The following is a 13,417-nucleotide window of genomic DNA, read 5'->3' as shown; positions in this document are numbered from 1 at the left end:
GGGAGCGCGGACATGGGCAAGGCGATCATGGCGCGGAGGGCGGACGGCGAAAGCGCGTGGACCCCGGCGGCGGCTCGTTGAGCACGGCCCAGAACACGCCGAGATCGCTGATCGCCTCGACGAATTCGGCGAACTCCACCGGCTTCACGACATACGCGTTGACGCCCAATTCGTAGCTGCGAATGAGGTCCTGCTCTTCGCGCGACGACGTCAGCATGACAACGGGAACGCTCTTCAACGACGCGTTCGAGCGGATCATGTCGAGCACTTCGAGACCGTCGATTTTCGGCAGCTTCAGGTCCAGCAGAATCACGGCGGGATTGCCGGGCGCGCGCTCCTTCCACTCGCCTTCGCAAGTGAGATAGTCGATGGCTTCCTGACCGTCGCGCGCCACGATCACTTCGTTCGCAAGCTGGCTCTTGTCGAGCGCAACGAGTGTGAGCTCGAGATCGTTCGGATTGTCTTCGACGAGCAGTATCGGTTTAAGCATGGTCTCTTCTTGGCTTCATTGCTGACATCCCCTGCGCTCCGCCGGCGTTGCGGAACACGACCGGCAGGGAAAAGTAGAATATCGCGCCCTCTCCCAGCCGTCCTTCGGCCCACGTGCGTCCCTCGTGCCGCTCGACGATGCGCCGCACGTTGGCGAGTCCGATGCCCGTGCCTTCGAACTCCTCCGCGCGATGCAGGCGCTGGAACACGCCGAACAGCTTCGCGCCATACTTCATGTCGAAGCCGACACCGTTGTCGCGCACGCCGATCACGTATTCGTCGCCGCTTCGGGACGCGAATATCTCGATTTTCGCCGATTCCCGCGTTCTCGTATATTTCACCGCGTTCGAAATCAGGTTGCGCAGCGCGAGCTGCAGGAACGCGGCGTCGCCGGTCACGCGCGGCAGATCGCCGATCGCCCATTCGATGCGCCGCCCGCCGCTGTCCTGCTCGAACTCCTGCACGACGCCGCGCACGAGCAGATTGAGATCGACGGGCGCGGGGCGCAGCGCGGCGCGTCCCATCTGCGAGAAAGTCAGCAAGTCGTCGACGAGCGTGCCCGCGAAACGCGCGGAATCGAGCATGTTGTTCAGAAAGCGCCGGCTTTTGTCCGACATGCGCTCGCCTTCCTGCTCGCGCAGCAGATCACCGTAGCCCGCGATATGGCGCAGCGGCGCGCGCAGGTCGTGCGACACCGAGTACGAGAACGCTTCGAGTTCCTTGTTCGCGCGCGCGAGTTCGGTCGCGAGTTCGGCGCGTTTCTCCGCGCGGCGCAGCACGATATTCAGCAGCGCGCCGCGCAATTCGCCGGCGATTTCCAGTTCGCCCTGACGCCACGAAGCGGAATGACCGCGCACCGTTTCGAGCCACGGCAAAAAACTCGTGCGCGGCGCGCTCGCGCCATTGGACTGCTCGATCTTGACCGGCTCGCCCGCCCACTTGATGGTCTGCATGACCTCGGGCCTGAACCACAGCAGATAGTTGCGAAAGATCTGCGAGACCGGCACCGCGAGCACGCCGCACGCCTTGTCCTCGTGCGCCTTCGCGGGCGGCCACTGGCGCGCGAGGGAGTCGGTGGCCCACACGCCCGAGGTGTGCTCCGCGAGCCAGTGCGTGAGCGCGCGCACCGTGTCTTCGTCGGGCGTGGCGCCGAGCAGCGTGACGTGATCGTCGAACACGATCGCAGCGCCCGCGGAACGCGCGAAGCTCAGCACCTCCTGCGGCACCGCCTGCAAACCCGCGACGAAGTCGTCATGCTCGCCCATCGCACCGATCAGGCGGCCCATCGTGCGGCGCAGCGCGGCGAGATACTCGCCTTCGGCGCGCTCTTCCTTCGCTTCGATCTGCAACGACACCATGTGCCCGAGATGCTCGACCGCGACGCGCGTGTTGAACGGCACGATGCGCGGGTCGTGATCGTGGCACGAGATGAGACCCCACAGCTGACCGCGCACGACGATCGACACCGACATCGACGCATGCGTGCCCATGTTGCGCATGTACTCCAGATGCACCGGCGAGAAGCTGCGCAGCGTGGTGTAGGTGAGATCGGTGGGACGGCCCGTGACGGGATTCACCGCGGGCACGAGGCGCGCGGGCCGATAGTTCACGTCGGCAACGAGCCGGATGCGGTTTTTCAGATACAGCGCGCGCGCCTGCCGCGGAATGTCCGACGCGGGAAAGAACTGATGCAGGAACGACACGTAGCTTGCGTCGCGGTCTTCCGCGAGGACATGGCTGCGGCCTTCCTCGTCGAAGCTGTAGAGCATCACGCGGCCGAAACCGGTGATCGCGCGCACTTCGCGCACCGCGAGCTCGGCGAGCGCCTGCACGGTCGGCGCGTCCTGCAGCACGCGCGCGAACGTGCGCACGAGCGGGTACATGGAGGCGAACGCATCGCCCGTCGCGGAGGCCGCTTCCATTTCGACGACGAGCGCGCCGTCATGACGATGCAGCGTGACGTCGAAGGACGCGGCGGACGTGAGTTCGATCGCGCCGATATAAAGCGGCGCATCGTCGAGCGCAGCCGAAGCGGCCGCCTGTTCGATGCGTCGCGCTCCCTGCGCGCCGAGCACGGCATCGAGCGGCTTGCCGGGCAAGGTATCGACGCTCGCGCCCGTCAGCGAAGACATGTTCTCGCTCGCCTGCAGGATGCGCAGATCGTCGGCGAGCACGAGCAGAAAGCCGTGCGGCTGGATGCCGCCCGGAATGTGGATCGGCTCGGCGTCGCAGTCCTTCGAGGCGACGCCGGAGCTGAGCGTGCGGCGGCGCGCTTCGGCATCGGGCGGCCCGTACGGCCGTTTGCTCGAAGCGTCGCTCATGACGCCGCTCCCGGCGCCGCTTCGATCTCGGCCGCTTCGGGGCACAGCCACACGCGCAGGCTTTCGAAGGTCGCGATGGCGGCCTGCACCGCGTCGTCGTACTCGCGCTCCGGCACTGACGCCGCCGCGGTCGCGCGAAACGCATTCCACATGCTGCCGGTGCGCGGCCCGTAGCCGTCGAAGTAGGCGTTGCCGACACCCGGTTCGAGATGGAGACGCGTGGCGACATGCGGCGCGATGAAGCGCCCGCCGAGCGTGCTGCCTTCCATCACGTACATCGAGCCGAACGCCTCGCCAAGCGTATGCATGCGCGGCAAGTCATGGCATGGATCGAGTTGCGGCTGTTTCCCCGTCAGCGCGGCGAGATCGGCGGCGAGCAGCGGCGCCTTGCGTCGCGCATCGAAGAAGTCCGCGAGCGATGCGGGCATGCACGCGGCAGCCGCGTCTTCCCACGGCGCGACGAAACCATAGAAACGTTCGAGCAGTGCGATGTATTCGTCGCGTTGAAGGTCGTCCCGCATCAGGTCGAGTGCATCTTCGAGCCGCGCGTGACACGCGGCGGTTTCGTGCTTCAGACGGGACAGGAGGTCGAGTGGCATGTTGCGTTGGATTGGCTGCTGGGCGCTGTGCGGGCGTGATGCATGCATCGGAAGGGCTTACCGGTTCGAAGGCTCGCGCAACGGGTGCATCGGTAGAAAGAACGCGGCGAGTGTTGTTTTTCAAATCCGCTTTCGATCAACGAATCATTCTACGCAAGCGCACCGCGCGGTGCCATTCGCCGCAGCGCTTCAGCGCTTGCCTTGAGTTTGGCGTTGATACTCGCTTCCGCCACGCCGGTCCGTATCGACGAGTCCGCGCTCGATATCCTCGTGCGCCTGCTTGCCGATATCGCGCGCCTCCTCTTCGTGCTGCGACTCGACGCTCTGATCGGTCTCGTGCGGCAGCGGCGCATTCGATGCATCGTCATGCGCTTGCGTATCGCGGTCCTTGCTCGCCATCTCGCGACCCTGCTCGGGCACGCTTTGCGGCGCTGTGTTCGACTGTTTCATCATCGTCTCCCTGTGTGTGCCACTTCACTTGCGCTCGCCGTTCATGCCGAGCCGCTTCTTCATCTCCGCGGTGAGCCTTTGACGCGCCTTCTCGTAATCCGCCCACGGATCGCGCTTCAATGCGTCGAGCCGCTCGCGCGCGTTGCCGATGTTCCATTGATCGCCGCTCGTGACGTCATCGAGCTCGTCCCACGATAGCGGCATCGACGCGCCGAGCCCGGGGCGCGCGCGCAGCGAGAATGCCGCGACCGTGCTCGAACCGCGGTTGTTGCGCAGATAGTCGATGAAGATCTTGCCCTTGCGGTTCTGCATGCCCATCTTCGCCGAGAAGAACTTGGGCAGCGCGTTCGCCATGTGCTGCGCGACCGCCTGCGAAAACGCCTTCATCTCGTCCCAGTCCGCGTGCTTCCTGAGCGGCACGACCACATGAAATCCCTTGCCGCCGCTCGTCTTGCAAAACGATGTGAGCCCGAGTTCCGCGAGCAGTTCCTTCGTGAGCTTCGCAGCCTCGATCATGCGTTCCCAGCCCACGCCTTCGCCGGGGTCGAGATCGAACACCATGCGATCCGGCTTCTCGATGTTCGATGCCACCGCATTCCACGTATGCAGCTCGATCGTGCTCATCTGCGCGGTGCCGACGAGCGCTTTCGACGATTCGATCGTGAGCAGCGGCGGATGTCCCGGATCGATATCGGGATGCTGCGTGATATGCGGAATCGCGAGCTTCGCGCTGTGCTTCTGAAAGAACAGCTCGCCGCCGATATCCTCGGGCGCGCGCACGAGCGACACCGGACGATCCTTGAGATGCGGCAGCATCCACTTGGCGACCGATGCGTAATATTCGACGACATCGAGCTTGGTGTAGCCGGCGGATTTATCGATCACACGATCGGGATGACTGATCTTCACGCCTTCGACTTCGGCCGAGCTTGCCTTGGCCTTTTTCACGGCAGCGGTTTTCTTCGCCGCCACTTTTTTCGCCGCCACCGGCTCTTCCTTCACGATCTGACGCGCGGGTTTATCGTCACGCAGACTGACGAACGATGCTTGTCGCACGATGCGCTCCTTGGTCCATTCCGCGAAATTGCACTCGGCCACGAGTTCGGGCTTCACCCAATGCACGGGCGTGCGGCTGCGTTCCTGCGGCTCGCTCGCAAACGGCATGCGCGGCGTCTCGCGCTTGTCGAGCTCCTTCTTCACCGCGACGAGCATCTTCTGATCGAAGCCGGTGCCCACGCGCCCCGCGTATTGCAGCTTGCCGCTCTTGTCGTACACGCCGAGCAGAAGCGCGCCGAACTCCCCGCGGCTGCCCGACGGCTCCGAATAACCGCCGATCACGAACTCCTGGCGGCGTCTGCACTTGAGCTTGATCCAGGAATTGCCGCGCCCCGGCACATACGCGCTGTCGATGCGCTTGCCGATGATCCCTTCGAGCGCCATGTCGCACGCGCTCTTGAGCAGCTCGTCCGCATGAAAGGCGAAGTCCTGCGAATAGCGCAGCACCGAATCGTCGACCGGCTCGATGAGCGCCTTCAGCATCGCGCGCCGCTGCACGAGCGGAACGTGACGCAGGTCGTAGCCGTTCAGATACGGCACATCGAAGAAATACACGACGATGTCCTGCGGCCGTCCCGCATCGAAGGCGTTTTGCAGCGCCTGAAAATCCGGCAGGCCGCGCTCGTCGAGCACCACGGCTTCGCCGTCGAGCCAGCCGCTTTCGATATCGAGCTTCTCGAGCGCCTTCACCTGCTTCGAGAACTTCGCGCTCCAGTCGTTGCCGTTGCGCGTATAGATGCGGATGTCGCGCTTGCCGCGGGTCGTTTCGATGCGCGCCAGCATGCGATAACCATCGAACTTGATTTCGTAGGCCCAGTCTTCGCCGGGCGGCGCGGCATCGACGAGCGTCGCGAGCTGCGGCTTGAACGTCGCGGGCAGTTTCGCCTTGACCGCGCCTTCGATGGCCGGCTCGTGCGACAAGGTGCGCAACGATTCCGCGCTGCGGTTCGCGACGATATCCGGATGCGCGTGCCCGTCCGACTGTTTGCGCGCCGCTGTCCTGCGCGCGGGCGCTTTCTTCGCGGCGGCCTTGCGTTCGGCACGGTCGATGAGCGCGCCGTTCTTCGCGCGCGCGCCGAGCGATTCGGAAAGCACGCTGCCCGGTTTTTTCAGCAGGATGTCGTACTCGGCTTCGGACCGCGCTTCGTCGTCGCGTTCCTTGATGAGCAGCCACTGCTCCTTGTCGCCGCTGCCGCGCATGTGGCTTTTCACGAGCGTCCAGCCGCCATGCAGCTTTTCGCCGTCGAGCACGAATTTGAGCTTGCCCTTCTCGTATTCGCGCGCCGCTTCCTCCACGCTGCCCGACTGCGGCGCCCAGGTCCCGCGATCCCACACGATCACGCTGCCCGCGCCGTAGTTGCCTTCCGGAATCTCGCCTTCGAACGACCCGTAATCGAGCGGATGATCCTCGACATGCACCGCGAGACGCTTCACCGATGGATCGAGGCTCGGGCCTTTGGGCACCGCCCATGACTTGAGCGTGCCGTCGAGTTCGAGCCGGAAATCGTAATGCAGACGGCGCGCGTCGTGTTCCTGGATGACGAAGGACATGGCCCGCTTTGCGGTCTTCTTCGTCGCGGTCTTTTTCGCGCGCGCGCCGCCGCTGCGCTTCGCCGCGCCGGACGGTTCCGGCGTCTTGTCGAAACGCCGCATCCGCTGATAGGTGTCGAGTTTCTCGGCCATCGTCGTGTGCTTCCAGACTCACGCGCGCTTGCGGCGCGTAGTCGTCTTGCGTGCGGGACGCGCGGTTTCCGCGGCTGCTTCGTCCTCGGCTTGCGCGGCTTTCCCGCCGCGTTTGGCCGGCGCCGCGCCGCCCTTCTTCAGGCTGCGCTTGAGCAGTTCCGACAGATCCAGAATATCCGCCGACGGCTTATCCCCGCCTTCCTCGATCGTCATGACTTCGGCGACCTTGCCTTCCTTCACCTTCTTGTCGACGAGCGCCATGATGTCGTCCCTGAAGGTGTCGTGATACTTGGACGGGTCCCACGTGTCGCTCATGTCGTCGATGAGGCGCTTGGCCATCTCCAGTTCCTTCGGCGTGACGCCGGCCTTCTTCGTGTTTTCGTCGGGGAACTTGAATTCGGTGAAGTCGCGGACTTCGTCGCCCCAGCGCAGCGTGTTGAGCGCGAGCGCCGGCCCGACAGGAATCAGCGCGGCGAGATGCTGCTTGTTATGCAGCACGACGCTCGCGATGCCCACTTTGCCGGTGTCCTTCAACGCGTCGCGCAGCAGCGCATAGACCTTTTCGCCCTTGCGGTCTGGTGCGAGGTAATACGGTGTATCGAGCGAGAGAAACGAGATGTCGGGCGCATCGACGAAGGCGAGGATATCGACCGTCTGCGTCGATTCGGGATTGGCCGCGCGGATTTCGGCGTCGGTCATCACCACGTATTTGCCCTTCTCGTATTCGAAGCCGCGCACGATGTTGTCGCGCGTGACTTCCTTGCCCGTGTTCTTGTTGATCTGCTTGTAGCCGATGGGGTCCATCGAGCGCTTGTCGAGCAGATTGAAGCCGACCTTCTCCGACTGCGTCGCCGGATAGAGTTGCACGGGCACGTGGACCAGCCCGAAGCTGATCGCGCCTTTCCAGATCATATGCGGCATCGCGGCACCTTCGCTGTCGGTTCGAGGCTTGCGCCGCGCGCGGACGCGGCGCGGCATCGTAAGGAATCGCACGAAGCGTGCCAAGAAGCGCACACACGGATAGGCGCGTCGCGCTCGGGCGATGGCGTAAACGTGCGCTGTCGCCGCGCCCTCACCGTCTGTAAGCCTTACTGCCGTGTTGTTTCTCGTGTGCGCGGAACGAAAAGACGGTTAGTTGCGATTCGATCGATAAAAAAACGCGCCGACGGGGAATCGGCGCATCCAAAAACTCACTTCCGGCTTGCGGTGACGGTCAGTTGCGTGCCGTCGTCGAGCGTGACGGTTTTCTTCGAGCCGGTCGATGTCGGCATCGAAAAACGGACGATCTGGCTCAACCGGTTATCGACCGGGCATTGCAGGCTCTTGCCGCCGACCGTGACCTTGTTCGTGCCTTTCGGCGCGTAGGCGCGAAAGCTGATCTGCACGTTGGCCGAACCGTTGTCGCCGACGACCGGCGCGAAACGGATCTGCACTTGCCGCACGGCCTGGCCGTCCGCGCTCTTCGGCACCGCAGCCGCGCCCGGGCAGCCGTCCGGCACGGCCTGCGCGCCGCTTGGCGCCGTGCCCTGCCAGGTGAAGTCATCGGTCTGTCCGGAGCGGATGGTGCGCGTTTCCTGCTCGTTGCCAAAGTTCTTCGACACCATTTTCACGGTGTATTTGATCGGTCCGTCGTTCGGCGCTTCGGAGAGAACCTTGATGCCTGGCGTCGCGTGAGCCGTCGCGGCGAACATCGCGAGCGCGGCGACGGAAACGATGCGACGAACGTTCGAAAGACGGTTCATGCCGCCACCTCCGTATCGAGCGCTGAGGAAGGCCGGCGTCGCAAGCGCGCCGGCATGCTGTAGGGCGGATCAAGTCTAGCGCCCCGCATGCCGGGTCATCCTAGTGGAAAACCCGCGTGAGCGGCAAAGTCAATGACGTTCGTCAACGCGCGATCAGAAGCCGGTCAGAACCAGCTTGCCAACCGTGCGCCCTTCCTCCAGAAGCCGATGCGCCTCGCGCAGATTGCTCGCGTTGATCGTGCCGAGATTCCTGCCGAGCGTCGTGCGGATCGTGCCTGCGTCGATCAGCCGCGCCACTTCGGACAGCAGTTTGTGCTGCTCGATCATGTCGGGCGTCTTGAACATCGCGCGCGTGAACATGAACTCCCAGTGAAACGCCGCGCTCTTCGATTTCAGCAATTCGACCGCGACCGGCTTCGCGTTTTCGACGATCGTGCAGATGCCGCCCTGCGGCTTGACAACTTCGGCGGCGGCCGGAAAGTGCCGGTCGGTGTCGTTGAAGATGAGCACGTAATCGACTTGCGCGAAACCGATGTCCTTCATCTGCTGCGCAATGTCACCGAAGTGATTGACGATGTGATCCGCGCCGAGGTCTTCCGCCCATTTCACCGATTCGGGCCGCGACGCGGTCGCGATCACCTGCAGCTTCGCGACGCGCTTCGCAAGCTGAATGCCGATGGAGCCGACGCCGCCCGCCCCGCCGATGATCAGCACCGACTTGCCTGCGTCCTTGCCTTCCGCCGACACGCCCAGGCGCTCGAACAGCGCTTCCCACGCGGTGATGGTCGTGAGCGGCAGCGCGGCGGCGCAGGTGAAATCGAGCGACTTCGGCTTGGCGCCGACGATACGCTCGTCGATCAGGTGAAATTCGCTGTTCGCGCCCTGCCGCGTGATGTCGCCGGCATAGTAGACCGGATCGCCGGCCTTGAAGAGCGTGACGTCCGGACCGACGGCTTCGACGACGCCCGCCGCGTCCCAGCCGAGCACGCGCGGCGCGTCCTCGACCTTGTCCTTCGGCGCGCGCACTTTCGTATCGACGGGATTCACGGCGATGGCCTCGATTTTCACGAGCAGGTCGCGGCCCGTGGGCGTGGGTTTGGCGAGTTCGATATCGACGAGCGATTCGGGGTTGGAGATCGGAAGGTAACGGGTAAGGCCGATGGCTTTCATGGGCGGGCTCCATTCATGGATTGAACTGGTTCCGATGTTAGTACGCGACCGGCATCTGTAAAACCGTCATAATCGCTGAAACATTCTTCGGGAAATCCATCAAATGACGAGCGAAGCTCTCGCGGATGCCACGACGCGCGACCGCCTCGATCTGCTCGATGTCGGGCTTTTCATGCGCGCGGCGGCGCTCGCGAATCTCTCGGCGGCGGCGCGCGAGTTCGGCCTGTCGCCGGCGGTGGCGAGCGCGCGCATCGCCGGGCTGGAGCGCATGCTCGGCGCGCGGCTCTTGCACCGGACGACGCGGCGCGTATCCGTCACGCAGGAAGGCGAGATTTTCGCGGCGCACGCGCGCGAGTTGCTCGACGCCGCCGAGACCGCGCGCGCGTCGGTCGGGCGGGCGCGGGAGCAGCCGCACGGACGCCTGCGCGTGACGATGCCCTCGTCGCTCGGCCGGCAGCACATCTCGCCGCTGATTCCCGCGTTCCTGCGCCAGTATCCCGGCGTCGCGGTCGAGCTGCGCATGACCGATCAGATCGTGGATCTCGTCGATGAAGGCATCGATCTCGCCATCCGTATCGGCGCGCTGAAGGATTCGACGCTGGTCGCGAAAAAGCTCGCGAGCAACCGGCGCGTGCTGTGCGCATCGCCCGCTTATCTCGCGGCGCACGGCACGCCGCGCCATCCCGCCGATCTCGCCCAGCACGAATGCGTGATCCTCGCCGATCAGCGCGACTGGAGCTTCGTGACGCCGACCGGCGTGTTCGACGTGCGCGTGTCGGGACGGCTCGTGACCGACAACGGCGAAGTGATCCGCGATGCGCTCGCGGCGGGCATCGGCATCGGGCTGAAATCGACATGGAGCGTCGCGCCGCTCATCGCGAGCGGCGAGCTCGTTACCGTGCTCGACGATTACCCGCTCGCCCGAGAGGTCGCCATCTGGGCGGTGTATCCGAGCCGCGCGTTCGTGCCGCCCAAGACGCTCGCGTTCATCGGCTTTCTGGCGGCGCAGTTCGGCGAGCCGCCGTACTGGGATGTCGATCCGGCGCGCGTGCAGCGCTGAAGGTTCTTTACAATGTCGGTTTCGCCGCCCTTCTTCTGCTCTTTTTTCGATGAATCTCGTCATTCAAGCCCTGGCACCGATTTCCGATTCGCATCTGCGGCCGCTCGCGGCGCTCGCCCGCTCGCGTGAAACGCATCGCATCGACGACACGCTCCTGCGTCTCATCGGCGCCGATCCATTGCAGCGTCCTGACATCGACGCCTATTGCGGCGCGCACGCGCTCGATTACGCCTATGTCGCGCCCGGCGCGAAGCTAGCGGACTTCGGCCTCGTCGCGATGGACATGGATTCGACGCTCATCACGATCGAATGCATCGACGAGATTGCGGATTTCTGCGGCCTGAAAGCGGAAGTCGCGGCGATCACGGAAGCGTCGATGCGCGGCGAGATCAAGGACTTCAACGAAAGCCTCACGCGCCGCGTCGCGCTGCTCAAGGGCCTGGAGGCGAGCGCGCTGGAACGGGTCTACGAGGAACGTCTGACGTTGTCGCCGGGCGCGGAACGCATGCTCGAAGGCGCGCGCGCGGCGGGCCTGAAAACGCTGCTCGTATCGGGCGGATTCACGTTTTTCACGGAGCGGCTGAAGGCGCGCCTCGGCCTCGACTACGCGCGCGCGAACACGCTCGAAATCGTCGATGGCAAGCTGACCGGCAAGGTCGTCGGGGAGATCGTGAACGCCGATGAGAAGGCGCGCACGCTCATCGATACGTGCGCGGCGATCGGCATCGATCCGAAGCGAGCCATCGTCATGGGCGACGGCTCGAACGATCTGAAGATGATGGCCGAAGCCGGTTTGTCGGTGGCGTTTCGCGCGAAGCCGGTGGTGCGGCAGTCGGCGAGCGTCGCGTTCAACTTCGTCGGCCTGGACGGGTTGCTGCGCCTGTTCTGACGGCGAAACGGCGCCTTCCGGCGCCGTTTGTCGTTCAGGCGAACGCTTTTGCGAGCGCCGCTTCCAGGTCCGCGCGCAAGTCGCTTTCCGCTTCCAGCCCGATATAGAAGCGCACCAGCACGCCCTCGTGCGGCCATTGCGACGCGGTGCGCATCGAGCGCACGTTGTACGGCATCGCGAGGCTGTGCGACCCGCCCCAGCTCCAGCCGATCGAAAACAGTTCGAGCGCTTCGACGAAGGCATCGACCTGAGCGGCGCTGTAGCGGCCATCGAACACGATCGAGAACAGCCCGCCCGCGCCGCCCTTGAAATCGCGCTCGAAGAAGGCGTGACCCGGGCAGTCTTCCAGCGCCGGATGCAGCACCGCGGCGACTTCCGGGCGCGTCTCGAGCCAGTGCGCGAGCGCGAACGCGGTGCGGTCGTGCGCCTCGTAGCGCGTTTGCATCGTCGGCAGGCTGCGCAGCACGAGCGATGCATCGTCCGCCGACACGCCAATGCCCATGCGCATCCGCGCTCGCTTCAGCTTCTTGTGCAGCTCGATATCGCGCGTGATGGTTGCGCCCATCAGCAGATCGCTGCCGCCCGACTGATACTTCGTCAGCGCCTGCACGGAGATGTCGACGCCATGCTCGAACGGCTTGAACGCGAGGCCCGCCGAAAACGTGTTGTCGATGGCGGTGACGATGCCCTTCGCCCGCGCGACCGCGACGATCGCCGGCACGTCCTGCACTTCCATCGTCACCGAGCCGGGCGCTTCGAGCCAGATGATCTTCGTGTTCGGGCGGATCGCATCGGCGATGCCCGCGCCTGTCATCGGATCGTAGTAGGTCACTTCGAGACCGAAGTCCGCGGCGAGCCAGTCCGCGTGCTCGCGGTTCGGCGAATACGCGTTGTCGGGCACGAGAACGTGGTCGCCCGCCTTCACCAGCCCGAAGTAGACGTTAGAGATTGCCGCCAGCCCCGACGGCTGCAGCAGCGCGTGTTCGCCGCCCTCGATCACGGCGAGGCGCTGCGCGAGCGCGATCGTCGTCGGCGTGCCGTGCAGGCCGTAGCGCCATTTTGAATCGTCGCTCCAGACGAGCGAGCGCATCGTCGCGAGATCGGGAAACACGACCGTCGATGCGCGCGCGACCGGCACCGAAAACGACTCGAAGCCGGGCGTGATGCGATCCTTCGGTTGCACGATGCGGGTTTGCAGATCGTGGTCGTTAGTGTTCTTGCGTGAATCGGTCATGGCTTCGATGTGAATCGCAAAAAAGAAAAGCCGCCGGATCGGGCCGGCGGCGTAAAAACAAGTCGGGCTACTCGCCGATGATGACGTTGCTCGTGCCGCCCACGGCGTTCTTGGGCGGCGCAGGCGGCGCCGGTTCCAGCGACGGCGCGGGTGGCGCCTTCGCCGCACCTGCCGGCGGTATCGCGGGCAATTTCACACCCGCCACGGCCGGACGCAGATCGAACGGCTGCCCGTTGGAATCGTCCGGGTCCATGCGCTCGCCCGACAGGCTGCCGTCCGCCGCGATCTTGCCGACCCAGTTGCCCGTGATGTGCGTGCCGTCGTTCGATTCCTCGATCTCCAGCGTGTCGCCGTCGCGATCGCCCGCGACGAGAATCACATTCGGACTGCCGGCGAAACGATACTCGCCGTGCAGGCCGGAAGGGTCGTCGGTTTTCGCGCCGAGCTTCATCTCGATCTGCCTGCCGCCGAGCGTGCCGACATAGCGCGGAAAGCGCGCGAACTCCGGATTCGGCGTGAGCGGCTTTTGCGGCGGCAGCGCGAGTTCCTTGATCGCCGCCTGCGCGCCGTGCACATCCGCGCCGGCGGGCTCCCGCTCGTTTTGCGGAATCACGCCGGTCGAGCTTTTCGGCATCGGCGAATTGCAGGCGGCGAGCGTCGCCGCGATGGCCAAAGCCGCGAGCATCCGCGGCCCCTTCATGCTGTGCGTCATCCTTGCTTCCTT

At 64.8% G+C, this 13,417-nt stretch carries 12 protein-coding genes; 2 read left to right on the top strand and 10 right to left on the bottom strand.

What is annotated here, in order from left to right:
* Positions 1–25 precede the first annotated feature (25 nt).
* The 8 genes from LY284_RS04165 to LY284_RS04130 all read right to left on the bottom strand — a co-directional run bounded on the left by LY284_RS04165 (position 26) and on the right by LY284_RS04130 (position 9,510).
* Positions 26–490, bottom strand: coding sequence for a response regulator (locus tag LY284_RS04165; protein WP_014191567.1), 465 nt, complete (start codon positions 488–490; stop codon positions 26–28).
* Complete coding sequence (locus LY284_RS04160) at positions 483–2,810, bottom strand: ATP-binding protein (RefSeq protein ID WP_014191568.1); 2,328 nt, start codon at positions 2,808–2,810, stop codon at positions 483–485. The genes LY284_RS04165 and LY284_RS04160 overlap by 8 nt, the downstream gene beginning before the upstream one ends.
* Positions 2,807–3,409, bottom strand: a complete 603-nt coding sequence (locus LY284_RS04155) for a biliverdin-producing heme oxygenase (protein WP_041730448.1) — start codon at positions 3,407–3,409, stop codon at positions 2,807–2,809. Before LY284_RS04155 ends, LY284_RS04160 begins: the two co-directional genes overlap by 4 nt.
* Before the next feature lie 189 nt (positions 3,410–3,598).
* Positions 3,599–3,862: a hypothetical protein gene (locus LY284_RS04150; RefSeq protein WP_014191570.1), complete on the bottom strand. Its 264-nt coding sequence runs from the start codon at positions 3,860–3,862 to the stop codon at positions 3,599–3,601.
* 21 nt (positions 3,863–3,883) lie between these two features.
* The gene (gene ligD, locus LY284_RS04145; RefSeq protein WP_233384629.1) at positions 3,884–6,598 is read right to left on the bottom strand and encodes a DNA ligase D; all 2,715 of its coding nucleotides are present in this window, start codon (positions 6,596–6,598) and stop codon (positions 3,884–3,886) included.
* A gap of 18 nt (positions 6,599–6,616) precedes the next feature.
* Entirely contained in the window at positions 6,617–7,519 is a 903-nt protein-coding gene (locus LY284_RS04140; protein WP_014191572.1) for a Ku protein, read from the bottom strand.
* 269 nt (positions 7,520–7,788) lie between these two features.
* The gene (locus tag LY284_RS04135; RefSeq protein ID WP_014191573.1) at positions 7,789–8,340 is read right to left on the bottom strand and encodes a DUF6013 family protein; all 552 of its coding nucleotides are present in this window, start codon (positions 8,338–8,340) and stop codon (positions 7,789–7,791) included.
* Between the two features lie 153 nt (positions 8,341–8,493).
* Complete coding sequence (locus LY284_RS04130; protein WP_014191574.1) at positions 8,494–9,510, bottom strand: zinc-binding alcohol dehydrogenase family protein; 1,017 nt, start codon at positions 9,508–9,510, stop codon at positions 8,494–8,496.
* Positions 9,511–9,613: 103 nt separating this feature from the next.
* On the opposite strand from LY284_RS04130, the gene LY284_RS04125 reads away from it, so the two are divergent.
* Positions 9,614–10,570: a LysR family transcriptional regulator gene (locus LY284_RS04125; RefSeq protein ID WP_041730451.1), complete on the top strand. Its 957-nt coding sequence runs from the start codon at positions 9,614–9,616 to the stop codon at positions 10,568–10,570.
* Between the two features lie 49 nt (positions 10,571–10,619).
* Positions 10,620–11,459, top strand: coding sequence for a phosphoserine phosphatase SerB (serB, locus tag LY284_RS04120; protein WP_233384626.1), 840 nt, complete (start codon positions 10,620–10,622; stop codon positions 11,457–11,459).
* 34 nt (positions 11,460–11,493) lie between these two features.
* Here the strand turns inward: serB and LY284_RS04115 are convergent, their stop codons facing one another.
* Both LY284_RS04115 and LY284_RS04110 read right to left on the bottom strand, forming a co-directional pair.
* Positions 11,494–12,693, bottom strand: a complete 1,200-nt coding sequence (locus LY284_RS04115) for a cystathionine beta-lyase (protein ID WP_014191577.1) — start codon at positions 12,691–12,693, stop codon at positions 11,494–11,496.
* Positions 12,694–12,760: 67 nt separating this feature from the next.
* A complete protein-coding gene (locus tag LY284_RS04110) occupies positions 12,761–13,405 on the bottom strand; it encodes a hypothetical protein (protein WP_148276051.1) in 645 nt (214 codons plus the stop codon).
* Between the last annotated feature and the right edge of the window lie 12 nt (positions 13,406–13,417).

Origin of the sequence: Caballeronia sp. PC1, assembly GCF_021353155.1 — a bacterium.
Lineage (GTDB): Bacteria > Pseudomonadota > Gammaproteobacteria > Burkholderiales > Burkholderiaceae > Caballeronia > Caballeronia cordobensis.
Note: the sequence above shows the minus strand (reverse complement) of the source record. Positions and strands in the feature narration are given on the sequence as shown.